This is a genomic window from Nocardioides sp. TF02-7 (assembly GCF_022437945.1).
Taxonomy (GTDB): Bacteria; Actinomycetota; Actinomycetes; order Propionibacteriales; family Nocardioidaceae; genus Nocardioides.
In genome coordinates this window covers 2,806,188-2,824,056 of the sequence record NZ_CP092535.1, presented here as the reverse complement: position 1 = coordinate 2,824,056, position 17,869 = coordinate 2,806,188, and the positions used below count along the sequence as shown (strand labels likewise).

At 74.4% G+C, this 17,869-nt stretch carries 17 protein-coding genes and 4 pseudogenes; 12 read left to right on the top strand and 9 right to left on the bottom strand.

The features are described 5' to 3' along the window. Window positions 1-119 precede the first annotated feature (119 nt). Complete coding sequence (locus tag MF408_RS14515) at window positions 120-704, bottom strand: hypothetical protein (RefSeq protein ID WP_240248299.1); 585 nt, start codon at window positions 702-704, stop codon at window positions 120-122. A 19-nt stretch (window positions 705-723) separates the two neighbouring features. On the opposite strand from MF408_RS14515, the gene MF408_RS14510 reads away from it, so the two are divergent. The 7 genes and pseudogenes from MF408_RS14510 to MF408_RS14485 all read left to right on the top strand — a co-directional run bounded on the left by MF408_RS14510 (window position 724) and on the right by MF408_RS14485 (window position 7,620). After that, complete coding sequence (locus tag MF408_RS14510) at window positions 724-2,274, top strand: helicase-associated domain-containing protein (RefSeq protein WP_240248298.1); 1,551 nt, start codon at window positions 724-726, stop codon at window positions 2,272-2,274. 500 nt (window positions 2,275-2,774) lie between these two features. Continuing rightward, window positions 2,775-3,113 carry a hypothetical protein gene (locus MF408_RS14505; RefSeq protein ID WP_240248297.1) on the top strand — a complete coding sequence of 113 codons (339 nt, stop codon included), beginning with the start codon at window positions 2,775-2,777 and terminating at the stop codon, window positions 3,111-3,113. Window positions 3,114-3,224: 111 nt separating this feature from the next. Further along, a pseudogene (locus MF408_RS14500) lies at window positions 3,225-4,893 on the top strand (DNA repair helicase XPB). Between the two features lie 103 nt (window positions 4,894-4,996). Then, the gene (locus tag MF408_RS25570) at window positions 4,997-5,521 is read left to right on the top strand and encodes a pyridoxal-phosphate dependent enzyme (protein ID WP_275693180.1); all 525 of its coding nucleotides are present in this window, start codon (window positions 4,997-4,999) and stop codon (window positions 5,519-5,521) included. A 20-nt stretch (window positions 5,522-5,541) separates the two neighbouring features. Continuing rightward, a complete protein-coding gene (locus MF408_RS25565; protein ID WP_275693179.1) occupies window positions 5,542-6,354 on the top strand; it encodes a TrpB-like pyridoxal phosphate-dependent enzyme in 813 nt (270 codons plus the stop codon). A 64-nt stretch (window positions 6,355-6,418) separates the two neighbouring features. After that, on the top strand, window positions 6,419-7,036 hold the full coding sequence (locus MF408_RS14490; protein WP_240248296.1) for a hypothetical protein: 618 nt from the start codon (window positions 6,419-6,421) through the stop codon (window positions 7,034-7,036). Window positions 7,037-7,443: 407 nt separating this feature from the next. Beyond that, entirely contained in the window at window positions 7,444-7,620 is a 177-nt protein-coding gene (locus MF408_RS14485; protein WP_240248295.1) for a hypothetical protein, read from the top strand. A 37-nt stretch (window positions 7,621-7,657) separates the two neighbouring features. Here MF408_RS14485 and MF408_RS14480 read toward each other — a convergent pair whose 3' ends face one another. Further along, window positions 7,658-8,299, bottom strand: a complete 642-nt coding sequence (locus tag MF408_RS14480) for a GntR family transcriptional regulator (RefSeq protein ID WP_275693481.1) — start codon at window positions 8,297-8,299, stop codon at window positions 7,658-7,660. Between the two features lie 218 nt (window positions 8,300-8,517). Here MF408_RS14480 and MF408_RS14475 point away from each other — a divergent pair, with 218 nt between their 5' ends. Beyond that, complete coding sequence (locus tag MF408_RS14475) at window positions 8,518-9,132, top strand: alpha-ketoglutarate-dependent dioxygenase AlkB (protein WP_240248293.1); 615 nt, start codon at window positions 8,518-8,520, stop codon at window positions 9,130-9,132. Between the two features lie 37 nt (window positions 9,133-9,169). On the opposite strand, the gene MF408_RS14470 is transcribed toward MF408_RS14475, so the two are convergent. The 7 genes and pseudogenes from MF408_RS14470 to MF408_RS14450 all read right to left on the bottom strand — a co-directional run bounded on the left by MF408_RS14470 (window position 9,170) and on the right by MF408_RS14450 (window position 13,398). Further along, window positions 9,170-9,847: a hypothetical protein gene (locus MF408_RS14470; RefSeq protein ID WP_240248292.1), complete on the bottom strand. Its 678-nt coding sequence runs from the start codon at window positions 9,845-9,847 to the stop codon at window positions 9,170-9,172. Window positions 9,848-10,046: 199 nt separating this feature from the next. Beyond that, complete coding sequence (locus MF408_RS14465) at window positions 10,047-10,457, bottom strand: VOC family protein (RefSeq protein WP_240248291.1); 411 nt, start codon at window positions 10,455-10,457, stop codon at window positions 10,047-10,049. Between the two features lie 31 nt (window positions 10,458-10,488). Further along, window positions 10,489-11,100 (bottom strand): annotated as a pseudogene (locus tag MF408_RS14460) (HAD-IA family hydrolase); the annotation flags it as partial. A 32-nt stretch (window positions 11,101-11,132) separates the two neighbouring features. After that, on the bottom strand, window positions 11,133-11,369 hold the full coding sequence (locus tag MF408_RS25560; RefSeq protein WP_275693480.1) for an inositol monophosphatase family protein: 237 nt from the start codon (window positions 11,367-11,369) through the stop codon (window positions 11,133-11,135). A 214-nt stretch (window positions 11,370-11,583) separates the two neighbouring features. Then, a pseudogene (locus MF408_RS25555) lies at window positions 11,584-11,829 on the bottom strand (inositol monophosphatase family protein); the annotation flags it as partial. 155 nt (window positions 11,830-11,984) lie between these two features. Further along, a pseudogene (pth, locus tag MF408_RS14455) lies at window positions 11,985-12,618 on the bottom strand (aminoacyl-tRNA hydrolase). A gap of 123 nt (window positions 12,619-12,741) precedes the next feature. Then, on the bottom strand, window positions 12,742-13,398 hold the full coding sequence (locus tag MF408_RS14450) for a 50S ribosomal protein L25/general stress protein Ctc (RefSeq protein WP_240248290.1): 657 nt from the start codon (window positions 13,396-13,398) through the stop codon (window positions 12,742-12,744). A 568-nt stretch (window positions 13,399-13,966) separates the two neighbouring features. Between MF408_RS14450 and MF408_RS14445 the strand changes: the two genes are divergently transcribed. The 4 genes from MF408_RS14445 to MF408_RS14430 all read left to right on the top strand — a co-directional run bounded on the left by MF408_RS14445 (window position 13,967) and on the right by MF408_RS14430 (window position 17,854). Further along, window positions 13,967-14,818 carry a HAMP domain-containing sensor histidine kinase gene (locus tag MF408_RS14445; protein WP_240248289.1) on the top strand — a complete coding sequence of 284 codons (852 nt, stop codon included), beginning with the start codon at window positions 13,967-13,969 and terminating at the stop codon, window positions 14,816-14,818. Window positions 14,819-15,040: 222 nt separating this feature from the next. Next, entirely contained in the window at window positions 15,041-15,568 is a 528-nt protein-coding gene (locus tag MF408_RS14440) for a response regulator transcription factor (RefSeq protein ID WP_240248288.1), read from the top strand. A gap of 382 nt (window positions 15,569-15,950) precedes the next feature. Further along, the gene (locus MF408_RS14435) at window positions 15,951-16,388 is read left to right on the top strand and encodes a sugar transferase (protein ID WP_240248287.1); all 438 of its coding nucleotides are present in this window, start codon (window positions 15,951-15,953) and stop codon (window positions 16,386-16,388) included. Further along, complete coding sequence (locus MF408_RS14430; protein ID WP_240248286.1) at window positions 16,385-17,854, top strand: hypothetical protein; 1,470 nt, start codon at window positions 16,385-16,387, stop codon at window positions 17,852-17,854. Before MF408_RS14435 ends, MF408_RS14430 begins: the two co-directional genes overlap by 4 nt. Window positions 17,855-17,869 lie beyond the last annotated feature (15 nt).

Below are 17,869 nucleotides of genomic sequence, written 5' to 3'. Positions count from 1 at the left end.
CGAGGCGTCCCGGCGGGCACCGGTCGCTCGCGGACCAGCTCCGCTCGTGGTCCGACGACCAGGTCGCCCAGCTGCTCACCCTGCGTCCCGACCTCGCCACGCCTGCCCCTCACGACTTCTCACAGCTGGCCTCCCGCGCCGCCGTCCGCAGCTCGATCGCCCGTGCCCTCGACTCGCTCACCCGGGGCGAGCTCTCGGTGCTGGATGCCCTGTACGTCGCCGGCCAAACCAGCGACGAGGAGCTGGTCGGCCTGGTCCACGCCGAGGAGGAGCACCCCGTCGCCGCCCTCGCCCGGCTGCGCTCGCTGGCGCTCGCCTGGGACTCCCCCGAGGGCCTCCGCCCGCTGTCGGGCGTCGGCGACTGCCTGACCGGCGGTCCGGCGGCCGGGGTCAGCGGGCTGCGTCCGCGCACGCCCGACGGCCCGGGGCCGGCCGAGGTGCAGGCCCGGGTCGACGGCCTGTCGGACCCGGCGCGCGCCCTCCTCGGGCACGTCCTCGACGAGGGCGGTGCCGCGACCGCGGGCGCCACCCGCCGCACGGTGCGGCCCGAGGACGCGCGGACGCCGGCGGAGGAGCTGGTCGCGCACGGCCTGCTGGTGCCGGGGGGCGACGACCTGCTGGTGGTGCCCGGCGAGGCCGGCCTCACCCTGCGGGGCGGCCGGACCACGGCGGACCCGGTCGACCGGCCGCCCCCCGCTCGCCACCGCCGACCGCCCCGCACGGATGACCGCATCGGCGGCGGCCGGGGCCGCCGCCGAGCTCGTGCGCCGCACCGAGCTGCTGCTCGAGTGGTGGGGCACCCGGCCGGCCGCCGCCCTGCGGACCGGCGGCCTGGGCGTCCGCGAGCTCCGGGCCGCCGCGGCGCACCTCCAGCTGACCGAGCCGGAGGCCGCGCTCGTGATCGAGACCGCGTCCGCCGCGGGCCTCGTCGGCAGCCGCGCCGACGCCGACGGCAACCCCGTGTGGGTGCCGACCGACCGCTTCGACGACTGGCTCGCCGACGACCTGGCCGCGCGGTGGACCCGCCTGGCGCGCGCCTGGCTCGACAGCCCGCGGCTGCCGGGACTGGTCGGCCGCCGCGGCCCGGACGACCGGCCGTGGAACGCCCTCACCCCCGAGCTGTCGTCGATGCTGATGCCGGAGGCCAAGGCGATGGCCCTCGCCGAGCTGGCCACCGTCCCGGAGGGGGAGGCCCTCGCCTCCGGCACCGGACTGCCGTCGCTCGTCGCCCGGCTGGAGTGGCTCCGCCCGCGCCGCCCCCGGACCCGTGCGGAGCTCGTCGGGTGGGCGGTCGCCGAGGCGGCCTCCCTGGGCGTGACCGGGCTCGACGCGCTGTCGCCGTACGGTCGCGACCTGGTCGCCGGCACCGACCCGACCCCCCGGCTGGCCGCGCTCCTGCCCCCGCCGGTCGACCACGTGCTGGTCCAGGCCGACCTCACCGCGGTCGCCCCGGGACCGTTGGAGTCGGGGATCGCCCGGTCGCTGCAGCTCGTCGCCGACGTGGAGTCCCGGGGCGCCGCGACCGTCTACCGCTTCACACCGGCGTCGGTGCGCCGCGCGCTCGACGCCGGGTGGACCGCCGCCGAGGTGCACGCGTTCCTCGCCTCGGTCTCGCGGACGCCGGTCCCCCAGCCGCTGACCTACCTGGTCGACGACGCCGAGCGGACGTTCGGTCGGGTGCGGGTCGGTGTCGCCGAGTCGTTCGTGCGCTCCGACGACGAGGCCGCCCTCGCCGAGCTGGTGCACCACCCGGCCGCCGAGGCACTGGGGCTGCGCCGGATCGCCCCGACCGTCGTCATCAGCACCACGCCGGTCGACGTGCTCCTCCCCCGGCTCCGCGACCTCGGCGTCGCCCCGGTCGTCGAGGGGCCTGACGGCACGGTGCGGGTCGGCCGGGTCGAGGCGCTCCGCGCCCGCCCACCGCGCACCCGGAGCGGGCCGCAGGACCAGGCGCGCCAAGCCACCCAGGTGGCGGCCGCGGTGCGCTCGCTCCGTGCCGGCGACGCCGCGGCGCGCACCCGCCCCGCCTCCGCGGCCTCGCCCGCCGGGGCGCTGTCCGCGCTCCGCGACGCCATCGAGCGGCGTACGTCGGTCGTCATCGGGTTCACCGACGACCGCGGCGTCGTCGGGGGAGCGGGTGGTCGACCCGATCTCGGTCGAGGGCGGCCGGCTCACCGCCCGCGACCACGCCGCCGAGGACGTCCGGACGTTCGCCGTCCACCGGATCTCGCGGGTGGGCCCGGTCGGCTCGACGTGAGGTCGAACACAAAGTAAAGACTTGTCGGATCTGATCATTACGAGCCCGCAGCCGCCCTAGGTTGCCGATGAACAGGGTCTCGACGGGTCCTCCGCCGGGACCGCGATCTCCTCGGAAGGTGCTCCCTCATGCCCCGACTCACCCGCATCCGGGGAGCGGCTCGACGCCGCTCTCCCCAAGGCCTCCATGTCCGTCGCCACGCTTGCGCTGGTCGTCGCCTCCGCCGGCGGCGCCGGCGCCTACGCGGCCGCCAAGATCGGCACCGGCGACCTCAAGAACAACGCGGTCACCACCGCCAAGATCAAGAACGGCCACGTCACCCGCGCCGACCTCTCCGCCAAGGCCCGCACCCACTCGTGGGTGTGGCAGCCCGGTGCGCCGCTGGAGACCACGTGGCCCAGCAGCGGTGTGCTCAACCTCGGCACCCGCACCATCAAGGTGGCCGCTCCCGGCCTGCTCGAGGTCGACATGTTCGGGACGCCGGTCTACGGCGATTCCCTGCCGACCGGGGGCGCCCATGCTCGCCCTCCTCGACTACAAGGGCGCGATCTCGCCGGAAGCCCTCTTCGGCGGGGCGAGCGATCCGGAGGCAGCCAGGCTGATGAACTCCGTCGTCGCGATCGGCGGGGGAATCGGTCTCGGCTACGCGATCCCGAAGCGCGTGAACGCCGGCAAGCACACCATCCGCTGGGTCGCCCTCAACCCCGGCGGCACTCCCGGCGACCCGATCACCGTCGCCTTCCGCAAGCTGGTGGCGTCGTACTCCCCGGGCGTCAGCGGCAAGGAGCAGCGCTGGACGCTGCCCGAGCTGCCGCCGGTGGAGCGGAAGGCCCTGCTCCGCCAGATCCTCGGCTGATCCGAGGCCCCGACCCGCTCCCGGCCCGGTGCGTTCCTGCGCGCACCGGGCCGGGGCGCGTCCGGGGTCGGCGTGACCCGCGCCACCGCTGCCCGCACGTAAACTCGTGCGGTGACCGACGGCCCCCTCATCGTCCAGTCCGACAAGTCGCTGCTGCTCGAGGTCGACCACGAGCAGGCCGCCGACTGCCGCCGGGCGATCGCGCCGTTCGCGGAGCTCGAGCGGAGCCCGGAGCACATCCACACCTACCGGCTCACGCCGCTGGGCCTGTGGAACGCCCGGGCAGCCGGCCACGACGCCGAGCAGGTGGTCGACACCCTGCTCACCTACAGCCGGTACGCCGTCCCGCACAGCCTGCTGGTCGACGTCGCCGAGACGATGGCCCGCTACGGCCGGCTGCGGCTGGAGAAGCACCCGGTCCACGGCCTGGTGCTGGCCAGCACCGACCGACCGGTGCTCGAGGAGGTGCTGCGGGCCAAGAAGGTCGCCGGGATGCTCGGCCAGCGGATCGACGACGACACGGTCGCCGTGCACCCCAGCGAGCGCGGCAACCTCAAGCAGGCGCTGCTCAAGCTGGGCTGGCCGGCGGAGGACTACGCCGGCTACGTCGACGGCGAGGCGCACCCGATCGACCTCCGCCAGGACGGGTGGGAGCTGCGGACCTACCAGCAGGAGGCGGCCGAGTCGTTCTGGCACGGCGGGAGCGGCGTCGTCGTGCTCCCCTGCGGCGCCGGCAAGACGCTCGTCGGCGCGGCCGCGATGGCGCACGCCCGTGCGACGACGCTGATCCTCGTCACCAACACCGTCAGCGCCCGGCAGTGGAAGGACGAGCTGGTCCGGCGCACGTCGCTGACCGAGGACGAGATCGGCGAGTACTCCGGCTCGGTCAAGGAGATCCGGCCGGTCACGATCGCGACCTACCAGGTGATGACCACCCGGCGGAAGGGCGTCTACCCGCATCTCGAGCTCTTCGACGCCCGCGACTGGGGCCTCATCGTCTACGACGAGGTGCACCTGCTGCCGGCGCCGATCTTCCGGATGACCGCCGACCTCCAGGCCCGCCGGCGGATCGGCCTGACCGCCACCCTCGTGCGCGAGGACGGGCGCGAGGGCGACGTGTTCTCGCTGATCGGCCCGAAGCGCTACGACGCGCCGTGGAAGGACATCGAGAGCCAGGGGTGGATCGCGCCGGCCGACTGCGTCGAGGTGCGGGTGACGCTGCCGGACGCCGTACGGCTGACGTACGCGACCGCGGAACCGGAGGAGCGCTACCGGCTGGCGGCCTGCACCCGCGAGAAGGTCGGCGTCGTCAAGCGCCTGGTGGCCCGTCACGCCGACCAGCCCACGCTCGTGATCGGCCAGTACCTCGAGCAGCTCGAGGAGCTGGGCGCGGAGCTCGACGCGCCGGTGATCACCGGGGAGACGACCGTCCGCGAGCGGCAGCGCCTGTTCGACGCGTTCCGCTCGGGCGAGGTGCGGCTGCTGGTCGTGTCGAAGGTCGCGAACTTCTCGATCGACCTGCCCTCGGCCGAGGTGGCGATCCAGGTGTCCGGCTCGTTCGGCTCCCCGCCAGGAGGAGGCGCAGCGCCTGGGCCGGCTGCTGCGCCCCGGCGACCCCGGGCCGGGCGGGGAGCGCAAGGTCGCCCGGTTCTACACCGTGGTGTCCCGCGACACCGTCGACGCGGAGTTCGCCCAGAACCGGCAGCGGTTCCTGGCCGAGCAGGGCTACGCCTACCGGATCGTCGACGCCGGCGACGAGCTCGCGCCGGAGCGGGAGTAGACGCGAAGTAGGACTGCGCTCGGCCCGTCCCCTGGACAGGTCCTCCCGCACCGGCACCGGCGCGCACTAGCCTCCGTCCAGCCCGCGACGGAAGGAGACGGCGATGGCCGCCGACCAGGTGACGTTCACGCTCGACGCCGACGAGCAGCCCACGCAGTGGTACAACCTCGCGGCCGACCTCCCGACCCCACCGCCGCCGCCGCTGCACCCGGCGACCCACGAGCCGGTCGGCCCGGACGACCTGGCCGCCCTGTTCCCGCCGGAGCTGATCCAGCAGGAGGTCACCGGCGAGCGGTACGTCGACATCCCGGGCCCCGTCCTCGACGTCTACCGGCAGTACCGGCCGGCGCCGCTCCACCGCGCCCGCCGCTGGGAGGAGCAGCTCGGCACCAGCGCACGGATCTACTACAAGTACGAAGGCGTCTCCCCGGCCGGGTCGCACAAGGTCAACACCGCCGTGCCGCAGGTGTACTACAACCGGCTCAACGGGATCACCCGGCTCACGACCGAGACCGGCGCCGGCCAGTGGGGCACCGCGCTCTCCTACGCGTGCTCGTTGTTCGGCGTCGAGTGCGAGGTGTGGCAGGTCGGCGCCTCGTTCGACACCAGCCGCAGCGCCGTACGCTGATCGAGGTCTTCGGCGGCCGCGTGCACCGCTCGCCGAGCCGGCTGACCGAGTCCGGCAAGGCGTTCGCCGACGACCACCCCGGGTCGCTCGGGATCGCGATCTCCGAGGCGGTCGAGACGGCCGCCCAGGACCCGGCGACGAAGTACGCGCTCGGGTCGGTGCTCAACCACGTGCTCCTGCACCAGACGGTGATCGGCCAGGAGGCCGTGCTGCAGCTGGCGAAGGCCGGCGAGGACTCGGTCGACCTGGTGGTGGGCTGCGCCGGCGGTGGCTCCAACTTCGCCGGGCTCGCCTTCCCGTTCCTCCGCGAGAAGCTCGCCGGCCGGCTGTCGCCGCGGGTGCTCGCGGTCGAGCCCAGCTCGTGCCCCACGCTCACCCGCGGCGAGTACCGCTACGACTTCGGTGACACCGCCGGCCTCACCCCGCTGATGAAGATGCACACCCTCGGCCACGACTTCGTGCCGTCGCCGATCCACGCCGGCGGGCTGCGCTACCACGGCATGGCACCGCTGGTCTCGCACGTCGTCGACCAGGGTCTGGTAGAGGCGACCGCCCTGCACCAGCGGGAGTGCTTCGAGGCGGCGATCGAGTTCGCCCGCACCCAGGGCGTGGTGCCGGCGCCGGAGGCGTCCCACGCGCTCGCGCAGGTACGCCGCGAGGCCCTCGCCGCCCGCGAGGCCGGCACCTCCCCGGTGATCGTCGTCGGCCTCTCCGGCCACGGGCTGCTCGAGCTCGGCGCCTACGAGGCGTTCCTCGCCGGCCGGCTCGAGGACGACCCGCTCTCCGACGACGACCTGGCCGAGGCGCTCCGCGGCGTCCCGGCCGTCGGCTGACCGCGCTCCCGCGACCTGGCGACCCCCTCCCCGAACGCCGCCCGGTTGGGTTTGAATGGGGGCGATGGACGGCAGACATCCCGACCAACCTCCGCCGCCCTGGCCCCTCCCCGGCGGGGAGGGGCTGAAGCAGGAGCTGCTCGCGGCCTACGGCCACCCCGCCCGCGGTCACCACGACGTGCGCCACCTGGCGGAGGTGCTCGACCGGCTCCGCGAGCTCGCCGACGCCGGCACGCCGTACGACCCGACCCCGGTGCTGCTCGCCGCGTGGTTCCACGACGCCGTCTACGACGGCGAGCGGGACGCCGAGGAGCGCTCGGCCGCCTGGGCCGAGGACGCCCTCCCCGGCCTGGTCGACCCGGCGACCGTCGCCGAGGTGGCGCGCCTCGTGCGGCTGACCGAGTCGCACCGCCCCGCCGACGACGACCGCAACGGCTGCGCACTCTCCGACGCCGACCTCGGCATCCTCGCCGCCCCGCAGGAGCGCTACGACGCCTACGTCGCCGCCGTGCGCACCGAGTACCGCCACCTCGACGACGCCGTCTTCACCGCCGGCCGCGCCGACGTCCTCCGCGACCTCGCCGCCAAGCCCCGGCTCTTCCACACCGCCCACGGCTACGCGCACTGGGAGGAGCCCGCTCGTCGCAACATGGAGCGCGAGCTCTCGTTGCTGGCCGTCTGAGGGCGGGCTGGTGCGGGGCTGGTGCGGGGCGGTGGCCGGGGGTCGCGGGGGGCCGGACCGCGTGAGGTTTCCCCGGCCGACCGGGGAAACCTCAACATGTCGGGCAAAGCAATGCCGGACAAGTGGAGGTTTTGCCCGTCACGTCGCCCGCCGACCCCGGCGGATCGAGGCTGAGGACCCGGCGCGACTTGGCGGCCCCGGGACAATGAGGCAGTGGACGACAGCGTGATCTACGAGGCCCGGGCGCGTGTGCTCGCCGACCTCCAGGCCCGCGGGGGTGGCGAACGCGACCACCGTCTCCGCACTCGACGAGGCGTGCTCGCAGCGCCGCTGGTGGGTCGAGCAGTGGCCGCAGGGGGGCGGCGTACGTCGCCGGGCTGGTCGCGCAGGACGTCCAGGACGCGCTCGTGGACGGCCACGGCCGCGACCGCCCGGAGGGGCTGTGGCCGGTCTGCCGCAGCTGCAACGGCGGCCCGGTGCACCCGCTGCACATCGCGCCGGACCTGGGCGGTCCCGACCCGACCTGGGTGTGCGAGGAGAGCGGCACCGCTGTCGCCGCGCTCGGGTCGCTCGCCGACGCCTAGGAGCCCGGTCCCGGCAAGCTCCCGGCGCGGTCCCGGCTCAGGAGCCGATCCGCACCGACACCGTGTGCTGGTCGGCGAGGTAGACGCTCCGCGACACCTCGATCGGCCGGTCGCCCCGTAGGGCCCGCCGGGTGAGCCGCAGGACCACCGCGCCGGGCCGGCTCTCGAGCAGGGCGGCCTCCTCGGCGCCGGCGACGGCCGCCGACACCGAGTCCTCTGCCCAGGTCGGGCGGCGGTCCCGGAGGGCGAGCCACTCGTAGAGGCTGTCGGGCAGGTCGCCGCCCAGCAGGTCGGGCACGAGGGCCGCAGTCAGATACGCCTCGGACAGGCAGACCGGCTTGCCGTCGGCCAGGCGCAGTCGCCGCCAGTGCACCACCGGTTCCCGTACGGCGACCCCGAGCGCCCGCGCGACCCCGGACCCCGCCCTGACCGTCTCGGCCACCAGCGTCCGCGACTCTGCCGTCAGACCGCGCGACCGCATGTCCTCGGTGAAGCTCGAGACCCGGCTCGGCATCCGGCGCGGCTGCGCCACGAAGGTGCCGCGGCCGGGGAACCGCTCGAGCACGCCCTCGGCGACGAGCGCGTCGAGGGCCTGCCGCACGGTCATCCGCGCGACACCGAACCTCTCCACGAGGTCCCGTTCGGAAGGGGCCGCCGTTCCCGGCGCGCTGCCGTCCACCAGCTCGCGTACGTACTCCCGGATCGCGACGTGTTTCAGAGCGCGTCGGTCAGCCGTACCCCGGTCGGCTGTCTCCACGGACCGAACGATAGAGCGGAGACCCCGCGCCGTCCCCGGAACATTGAAACCGGTTCCCGCATCAGGTCCAGGTCACCTGCGGCGCCCCGCACGCCGGCACGGTGCGAACACGTGTTCGAACGATCGGGTATCGTCGGCACATGGACTTCCAGAGCACCCTCTTCGAGGCCCCCGCCACCGGCGCCCTCGACTTCGCGGGGCCCGAGCGGCACGAGCTGACCGCCGGGGCCTGGGTCGACGTCGCGCGCGGCTGGCTGCCCGAGCCCGACGACGTCTTCGCGACGCTGGTGCGCGACGTGCCCTGGCGGGCCGAGCGCCGCCAGATGTACGACCGGGTCGTCGACGTCCCGCGCCTGCTCCACACCTACATGATCGGCGAGGAGCTGCCCCATCCCGTCCTCACCGCCGCGCGCGACGCGCTGAGCGAGCACTACCTGCCCGAGCTCGGCGAGCCGTTCCGCACCGCCGGCTGCTGCTACTACCGCGACGGTCGCGACAGCGTCGCCTGGCACGGCGACCGGATCGGGCGCGGCAACAGCCACGACACGATGGTGGCGATCGTGTCCGTGGGCGACCCGCGGCGGCTGGTCCTGCGGCCGGTCGGCGGCGGCGACTCGATCTCGTTCGAGATGGGCCACGGCGACCTGCTCGTCATGGGCGGCTCCTGCCAGCGCACCTGGGAGCACGCCGTGCCCAAGGTCGCGTCGGCCGGGCCGCGGCTGTCCGTCCAGTTCCGCCCGTTCAACGTGTTCTGATCGACCGGTCCGGTCCCGACAGAGGGATCAGGGCCGGTCAGGGAGTGGCGCTCGGCGTCGGCGCCTCGGTCGGCACCTCCGAGGCCGGCGGGCTGGCCGGCTCGCTGGGCGTCGCCGGTTCGGTCGACGGCTCCTCCACCGGGGCCTGCGGCTCGTCGGGGCCGCTCGGCTCGTCCGGCGTCGGCTCGGTGGCGTCGTCGCTCGGCTGCTCGCTCGGGCGCTGGTCGCGGTCCGGTCCCCGCTCGCGGCGCTCGTCGCCCCGGTCGACGATGTTGCCGACCGACGTGCCCGAGTCGCGGTCGGACCCGCCGGTGAAGGACGACACGCTGCGTCCGGCCACCAGCTCGAAGGCGCTGATCAGCAGCACGGCGACGACGAACAGCGATCCGGCCAGCAGGAGGATCCGGCGCCACGGGAGAGCCGACCAGCGCGACGCCCCCGCCGGCTCCGGCGGCACCGGGCCGTCCGGCCCGGGCTCGTCCTCCTGCGCGGCGTCCGCCGTGACCTCGTCGAGCTCCGCCCGCGCCTCGTCGAGCCGGCGCTGGGCTCGCGCGAGGTCGGCTCCGGCCGTCGGCGAGTCGGTCGCCCGCGCCGCCCGGCGTACGTCGTCCTGGGCGTGGCCGACCTTCGTCAGCGCGGCCTCCTGCACTGCTGCCACCGTGCGCCGGCTGGTGGCGATGCCCTGCCGGTAGACCGCCGTGCTCAACGTCGCCACGACGCTGCCCAGGGGCTGCGCCGGCGAGGGTTCCCGCGGCGCCGAGCGTCGACAGCAGCACCGCCACCGTCACCGCGGCCAGCGCCCCGGCGACGGTCGTGGCCCAGTCGATGTCCAGCCTCGATCGCTTCTCGTCAGTCATCCCGCCGTCCAGTATTCGTGGCCCGGGCCGCCGACCCCAGCCACCGGCGGTGTGATCTCAGTCCGAGGGCTGCTCGCCCGCCGCCACCTCGGCCTCCGAGCGGAGGATGCAGAACTCGTTGCCCTCCGGGTCGGCGAGGACCACCCACCCGGACCCCGGGCCGTACTTGCCGCGGTGGTCGGCCACCTGGGTCGCCCCGTGCGCCAGCAGGCGCGCCAGCTCCTCGTCCCGGCTCGCTGCACGCGGCCGGAGGTCGAGGTGCACCCGGTTCTTCACGCCCTTGCGGTCCGGCACCTCGATGAACAGCAGCCGGTGGCCGGTCTCCGGGTCCTCGATCATGCACTCCTCGTGGCCCGGCAGGTTCGGGTCGCCGGGGATGTCGCGGTAGCCGAGCACCGGCTTCCACCACTCGGAGAGCTCGTAGGCGTTGCTGCAGTCGATCGTGGTGTGGGATACGTACGCCGTCATCGCCCCACTGTCCCCTGCGCCGACCTCGGGCTCAACTGCTCGACCGGGCCGGACCGAGCGCGATGCCGTGCTGCTCGAGCAGCGCGTGCAGGCGCTCGTCGCCCTCGGTCGTGCTCCACTCCTCCGCGGTGATCCCGGCGGCCCGGCCGCCGGCGACGTAGCGCGGGCTGTCGTCGACGTAGAGCACCTCGTCGGGCCGGGCACCGACACCCTCGAGCACGGCGGCGAAGAACGCGGCGTCGGGCTTGGCGGCGCCGACGTCGCAGGAGTACCAGCAGCTGTCGAAGACGTCCTGGTAGCCGAGCGTCCGCTGCATGTGGCGGGCCCGGCCGGGGTCCTGGTTGGTCACCAGGTGCACGCCGTAGCCGCGAGCGCGGAGCGTCGCGACCAGGTCGAGCGTCGGGCGGTGCACCTCGATGGCCAGCCACGCCTCGTCGTAGAGGCGCTGGACGTCGACGTCGGGCTTGCCCGCCGCCCGCAGGGCCTCCCGCAGCAGCGGCACCACCTCGGCCTCGCCGCGCAGCACCGGGCTGTCGTCGGGGAAGGTCGCCGCGAGGAACGCGAAGCCGCCGTCGCCGAGGTGCTCGGCCAGGACGCCCGGGATGTCGCCGGTGCCGGTCTGCACGACACCGTCGGCGTCGAGGAGGACGTGGCGGAACCGGGGCATCGGCGGGATCAGTCGGTGCCGTGCTGCTCGATGAAGGCGAGGATGTCGTCGGCCAGCTCGGGCCGGCACACCACGACGTCGGGGAGGTAGACGTCGGCCTGGTTGTAGGCGAGCGCGCTGCCGTCGGTGCGGCTGGTGAACAGGCCGGCCGCCCGGGCGACGGCGACCGGAGCCGCGGAGTCCCACTCGTACTGGCCGCCGGCGTGGACGTAGGCGTCGGCGACGTCGCGCACCACCGATATCATCTTCACCCCGGCCGACCCCATCGGGACCAGCTCGGCGCCGAGCTCCTCGGCGAGCGCCTCGACGAAGGCCGGCGGACGGCTCCGCGAGACCGCGATCCGCGGCCGCTCGGAGGTGCGGGGCGGGACGACCGGCGGGTTTCCGGTGTTGAAGGTCTCCCCCCAGCGCCGGCTGCGCGACCGCACCGGCGACCAGCTCGCCGCCCTCCCAGAGGGCCACGTGGACCGCCCAGTCGTCCCGGGGCCGCTCGCTGAACTCGCGGGTGCCGTCGAGCGGGTCGACGATCCAGACCCGGCTCGCGCGCAGCCGCAGGTCCTTGTCGTCGGCGCTCTCGAGCGCCTCCTCGGAGAGCACCGCGTCGTCGGGGCGGTGCTCGGCCAGCAGCTTCATCAGCAGGTCGTGCGCGGCCCGGTCGCCGGCGTCCTTGAGCTGCTTGCCCTCGAGCGAGGAGTCCTCGCGCACCTCGAGCAGCCGGCGCCCGGCGGCCTCGGCCAGCCAGGCGGCGAGCAGGTGGTCGTCGGCGACGGTCTCCGACGAGGGGCCGGCGGACGGGTCGGACGACGGCGCGGGCGAGGGGTTCGCAGGCTCGGAGGTCACCGGGCCAGCGTAGTGCCGGATCAGGAGTTGAACTTCTGCTGGGTCCGCTCGAGACCCTCGGTGACCAGGCACTCGACGGCGTCGGCGGCCGCGTCCACCTGGAACGGCAGCTCCTTGCGCTCCCGCGGCGGCGTAGCCCGACAGCACGAAGTCGGCGACGTCCTGCCGGCCCGGTGGCCGGCCGATGCCCGCCCGCACGCGGTAGAAGTCGCCGGTGCCGAGCGAGGAGCGCAGCGACTTGAGCCCGTTGTGCCCGTTGTCGCCGCCGCCGAGCTTGACCCGCAGGGTGCCGAACGGGATGTCCAGCTCGTCGTGGATCACCACGATCCGCGCCGGCGGCACCTTGTAGAAGGTCGCCAGCGCCTTGAACGCCCCGCCCGACTCGTTCATGTAGCTGCGGGCCTTCGCGAGCACGATCCGGGGACCCGGCGTCCCGGGCGCGCCGAGCCGGCCCTCGACCACCTCGGCGCGGCCGGACTTGTGCGCCCGGAACCGGCTGCCGAGCCGGTGGGCGAGCTCGTCGACGACGAGGTGCCCGACGTTGTGGCGGTGTCCGGCGTACGACGGCCCGGGGTTGCCGAGCCCGGCGACCAACCACACCCCGTCACCAGCGGCTCCGGGGGCACCGGCACTGCCGGCAGCACGGTCGGGCATCGGCTCCTCCGCGGGGTCGGGCCGGGTCGTCGTACGGGCGCCGGCCGAGGGGGCGGTGCTCCCCCGGCGCCGGACGCGCCGGGGAGATCAGTCGGCCCAGGAACCACCTGAGCCGAGCGAGGATCACCCCTCGTCGCCGCCGGACGCGGCAGCCTCGTCGGCCGCGGCCTCGGGCTCGTCCCGCTCGATGCCGGCGTCGGCCTCGGCGCCGGCGAGCTCGGCCTCGAGGGCCTCCGCCGTCTGCGCGGCGGTCACGTTGACCACGAGGGCCTCGGGGTCGGTGAGCAGCGTGGTGCCCTGCGGGAGGGTCAGCGCACCGGCGAGGTACTGGGTGCCGGCCTCGGCGCCCTGGACGTCGACCTCGATCTGCTCGGGGATGTGGGTGGCCTCGGCCTCGAGCTGGACGGTCGGGACCTCGGTGACGACCAGCGTGTCGCGGACGGCGTCGCCCACGACGACCACCGGGACGTCGACGGTCACCTTCTCGCCGCGCTTGACCGCGACGAAGTCGACGTGCTCGAGGAACCGGCGGATCGGGTCGACCTGGACCTGCTTGGTCAGCGCCAGCTGGGTCTCGCCGTCGATCTCGAGCTCGAGCAGGGCGTTGGCACCGCCGTGCTTGATCGCCATCATCGTGTCGTGACCCGGCAGGGTGAGGTGGATCGGCTCGTTGCCGTGGCCGTAGACGACCGCGGGGACCTTGTCGGCGCGGCGGATCCGGCGGGCGGCGCCCTTGCCGAACTCGGTGCGCAGCTCGGCGACGATCTTGTCGGTGCTCATGGTGTTTCTCCTCGGCTCTGGGTGACGGACCCCGGTGGGACGAGGAGCGCCGCGCTTCCTCACCCGATGATCGGCCAGGGCGCGCGGCGTCGGAGGACGAGCCGGGCCCAGTCGATCACGGAGTCACAGAAGCGGGTGCTCCCTCGCCGGGGCAACCGGACGATCCTAGGCCGTGGGTCCGGCGGTGGACAAAACCGGAGGCCGTCCGCGCCCGGTCCGGACCCGCGCCCCTGAGACGCCCGTCACAGGCCGGATCCGGCCGTCGACACCTGATCCGGTAACCCTATTTCACATCCGGCACCGATGTCCGCGTTCCGGTTGCCGGGTACCTACGGAATCCGTACGTTCCCATCCAAGACGGAGCACCGGATCGTGCGTTCAAAGGGGGTCGCACCCCGGACTCCGTGGGGACAGCCGGAAGCAGCTCCAGCCACGTCGCCCATCTCTCGGGGGGCCTCCACGGCTTGTGTGCGGCGTGTGCATGCGACCGGCACTGAAGCATGACGTGGGGAAGCACATGAGGAAGGTCAGTAGTGTCGCGCGCGCCGCAAGGCTCGACGCGGCGGGAATGCCGCTCTCGGCGGTGACGATCGCCGTCCTGGTCCTGACGGCCTGGGTGGGTGCGGTGCCGGCCAGCCTGCTGCTGGCAGCGGCCGCGTTCGTGACGATCGGCGCCACGCACTACGCCGGCGCGCACCGCGCCGCGCTCCGCGAGCGCGAGGAACAGCTCGCCGCGATGACTGCGCGGCTCACCGCCGTCGACGCCGAGCACCGCAGCTCCCGGGCCCGGATGCACGAGATCCGCTCGACCGTCGCGGGCATCGTGTCGGCCACCCAGCTGCTCAAGAGCCTCCCGGCCGAGCGCCGGGAGTCCTTCGAGTCGATGGTGGACGCCGAGATGGACCGGCTGATGCGGATCCTCAAGGGCGGCGACCGCACCGCGAGCCGCCCGGTGGAGCTCGACGAGCTGCTCGTCCACCTGGTGACGTCGCACCGCGCCCGCGGCCGCACGATCACGTGGCAGCCCTCGGGGCTGCTGGCCGTCGGCCGCTACGACGACGTCGCCGAGGCGGTCAACGTCCTGATCGACAACGCGGCCGTGCACGGCAACGCCGACGACATCCGCGTTCACGCCGAGCGCGACGGGGACCAGGTGACGATCAGCGTCACCGACAGCGGTCCCGGGGTCGCGGTCGAGATGCGCGACCGGCTGTTCCAGTGGGGCGAGCGGCGGGCCGACTCGCCGGGCCAGGGCATCGGTCTCCACGTGGCGCAGGCGCTCGTGCAGCAGCTCGGCGGCGACCTCGAGCTCGACGTGAGCCACGCTCGCGGGACCCGGTTCGTGGTCCGCCTGCCCGCGGTCCCGGCACCGGTGCGACTGGCGCCGTTGCAGCCGGTCGAGCTCGGCGTCGCCAGCTGAGTCGGCGGTTCCCCTTCGCCCGGCGACCCGGGCGCACTAGCCTCGGGGAGATGTCAGATTCCGGCGTGCCCACGGTCGACAAGAGGGTGGCGATCGTCGAGGACCACCAGCTCCTCGCGGAGTCGCTGGCCCACGCGCTCACGCTCCACGGCTACGACGTACGCCGGGTCCAGGTCCCCGACCACGCCGGGGCGCCGGCGACGTTCGTCCACACGATCACCCGTGCCCGGCCGCGGGTGGTGCTGCTCGACCTCGACCTCGGCGGCTTCGGGGGACGGCGGTCAGCTCGTCGAGCCGATCAGCCGGGCGCACACCCACGTCGTCGTCCTGACCGGCGACACCAACCGGGCGCGCTGGGGCGAGGCGCTCCACCGCGGCGCCCGGATCGTGATGTCCAAGACCGAGCCGCTCAACACGATCATCTCCACCGTGCGCCGCGTCAACGACGGCGTGCCCGTCCTGAGCTCCGCGGAACGGCAGGAGCTCGTCACCCACTGGCGCGAGACGACCGCGGAGACCGCCCTGGTCCGCGACCGGCTCGCGTCGCTCACCGCACGCGAGTCGGTGGTGCTCGGCCAGCTGATGGCCGGGATGGCGGTGCGCGAGATCGCCGACTCCTCGATGCTCGCGGAGGCGACGGTGCGCAGCCAGGTGCGCTCGCTGCTCTCCAAGCTCGACGTGTCGTCGCAGGTCGCCGCGATCGGCCTGGCCTACAGCGTCGGGTGGACGCCGCCGCAGCAGCCGGGCTGAGTGACCGCCCCGCGCCCGACCGGTCCGCCCCGGTCACCCCGTGTTCGCGGGGTGTTTCCCCATTTGAGCAGGCTGACCCGGCCGCGCCGCCGTTAGCGTCGGGGGGCGGGCTCTCGTGGGGGGAAGCCCGGTCGAGCAGTGGGGGTTAGTGAAGTGACGGCGCTCAGTCCTGTCGAGGTCGGGTTCAGCAGCGTTGCCGAGGTGGCCGGTCCCAGCGTCCCGCGGGCGGTGAAGCACCTCGTGGAGCGGACCGCCGCTGCGGTGCTCGTCCTGGTGGCGATCCCGCTCCTCGCGGTCCTGGTGCTCGCGATCCGCCTCGACTCCCCGCGGCCCGGCGATCTTCCGCCAGCGCCGGGTCGGCAAGGACGGACAGCTGTTCACGATGCTCAAGCTCCGCACGATGCGCACCGACGCCGAGCAGGTCAAGGCCGCGCTCGCCGGTGCGAACGAGGTGGAGGGCGGGGTGCTCTTCAAGATGCGGCGCGACCCGCGCGTGACCCGCGTCGGCCAGGTGCTGCGGCGGTTCTCGCTCGACGAGCTTCCCCAGCTGTTCAACGTGCTCCGGGGCGACATGGCGCTCATCGGCCCCCGGCCGGCGCTCCCCGACGAGGTGGCGCGCTACGACGCGCGAGCCGCGCGACGCCTGCAGGTCAAGCCGGGCCTCACCGGCCTGTGGCAGGTCTCGGGCCGTTCGGACCTGTCGTGGGACGAGGCGATCCGGCTGGACCTCGAGTACGTCGAGGACTGGTCGCTGACCATGGACCTCACCATCCTCCTCCGCACCGCCGGTGCGGTGCTCGGACGACGCGGGGCCTATTGAACCCGCCGCTGACGCTGCTCCGCTGCCTGGTCGCAGCGGTCGTCTGCCTCGCCGGCTGGAGCCTGGCGCCGGCCGCGGGCTCGGCCGAGGTGACGGCCCGCGGCTCCGTGGGTGCGGGCTGCCGCGTCACCGCCACCGAGCCCGAGCGGATCCGCGGCACGCTGGCGGCGCGACCCGGCCGCACGGTCCGGCGGGTGCACCCCGCCGGCGCGTTCCGGTCCGGCACCGCTGCCGCCCGCTTCGAGCTGCCCCGCTCGTCGGCCCGGCTCACCGTGGCCGTCGGGTCCCGCCGGTTCCGCGCCGCACTGGTCCGCACCCCGGGCCGTGGCCTCCGGCTGGAGATCCAGCGCGGCGACCGGACCCTCACCTCGCGCAGCCTCGCGCTGCGGGGACCGGCCGCCCGGAGCGTGCGGGTCAAGATCGGCTTCCGGGGCACGACGGTCCGCGCGAAGGCGTGGGCGGCCGGACGCCGGCAGCCGGGGTGGCAGCTGAGCGCCCGGCACGAGGCGGCTGCGCGCAGCGGGCGTGCCTCGGTCAGCGCCGCGCTCCGCGGCGGCGAGCGGGTCGGCGTACGGTTCTCCCACGTCACGGTCCGCGTCACCCGCCGGCACGGGTCGATCGGCGTCTACAACGGCATGTTCGAGTCCGGCCGCACCCGGCAGCAGCTCGGGCGCTACCCCGCGGTCGAGACCAGCTACTACCAGCCCCACCAGGCGGTCAGCATCCGCAACGAGCGGACGCGCATCCGGCGCGGCATCAGCCCCAACATCACGATCACCACCAAGGGCACCAACCTGATTGAGGTCCTCGGGACCGGCCGTCGCCACCCGGGGTTCGGCCGCGCGAAGGCATGGCTCGACCGGTACGTCCGCGGCCTCGCCCGGATCGCCGCGATCGACACGGACGTGCCGGTCTACGCGACCATCGAGCACGAGTTCAAGTACAAGGTCCGGATCCGCCAGGTCACCGGCCGATCGGCCGACCCGCGCTACTACGGCCGCACCCTCCGCCGGTTCTACGCCGCGGCGCGAAAGGCGTCGCCGCACCTGCGGGTCACCTACTGGATGGTCGCCGACGGGAGCGACCGCGCGCTGGAGGAGGCGGCAGCGGCGCCGTTCCGCACCCCGCCCGACGCGATCCTGTTCGACCCGTACGCCGACCGGGGCGAGTCGCTGGCCTCGATCACCTCCGGCGACATCGCCTGGATCAAGCGGCAGCGGTGGTACGTCGGCCAGGAGATCGCCCTCGGCGAGTTCGGGATGCGGGTGGTCGCCGGCGACGCCGAGCTCGCGAGGTTCTACCGGAGCGCCCACGGGGCGATCCGGGACGCGGGTCTGAGCTGGGGCGTCTTCTTCAACCGCGGTCGCGACCTCGACACCCAGATCACCGATCGGTCCGACGGCCGCCGGTTCCCGCGTGCGGTCGCGGCGTTCCGGGCCGCTCTCGCCGGCTCCGCGAGGTGCTGACGACGCCCCGACGGC

Coding starts and splice junctions, on each gene's coding strand:
- MF408_RS14435 (WP_240248287.1), top strand. CDS start 15,951: ATGCTCAAGCTCCGCACGATGCGCACCGACGCCGAGCAGGTCAAGGCC.
- MF408_RS14450 (WP_240248290.1), bottom strand. CDS start 13,398: ATGAGCACCGACAAGATCGTCGCCGAGCTGCGCACCGAGTTCGGCAAG.
- MF408_RS25570 (WP_275693180.1), top strand. CDS start 4,997: ATGGCCGCCGACCAGGTGACGTTCACGCTCGACGCCGACGAGCAGCCC.
- MF408_RS14505 (WP_240248297.1), top strand. CDS start 2,775: ATGCTCGCCCTCCTCGACTACAAGGGCGCGATCTCGCCGGAAGCCCTC.
- MF408_RS14465 (WP_240248291.1), bottom strand. CDS start 10,457: ATGACGGCGTACGTATCCCACACCACGATCGACTGCAGCAACGCCTAC.
- MF408_RS14445 (WP_240248289.1), top strand. CDS start 13,967: ATGCCGCTCTCGGCGGTGACGATCGCCGTCCTGGTCCTGACGGCCTGG.
- MF408_RS14475 (WP_240248293.1), top strand. CDS start 8,518: ATGGACTTCCAGAGCACCCTCTTCGAGGCCCCCGCCACCGGCGCCCTC.
- MF408_RS14510 (WP_240248298.1), top strand. CDS start 724: ATGACCGCATCGGCGGCGGCCGGGGCCGCCGCCGAGCTCGTGCGCCGC.
- MF408_RS25560 (WP_275693480.1), bottom strand. CDS start 11,369: ATGATATCGGTGGTGCGCGACGTCGCCGACGCCTACGTCCACGCCGGC.
- MF408_RS14490 (WP_240248296.1), top strand. CDS start 6,419: ATGGACGGCAGACATCCCGACCAACCTCCGCCGCCCTGGCCCCTCCCC.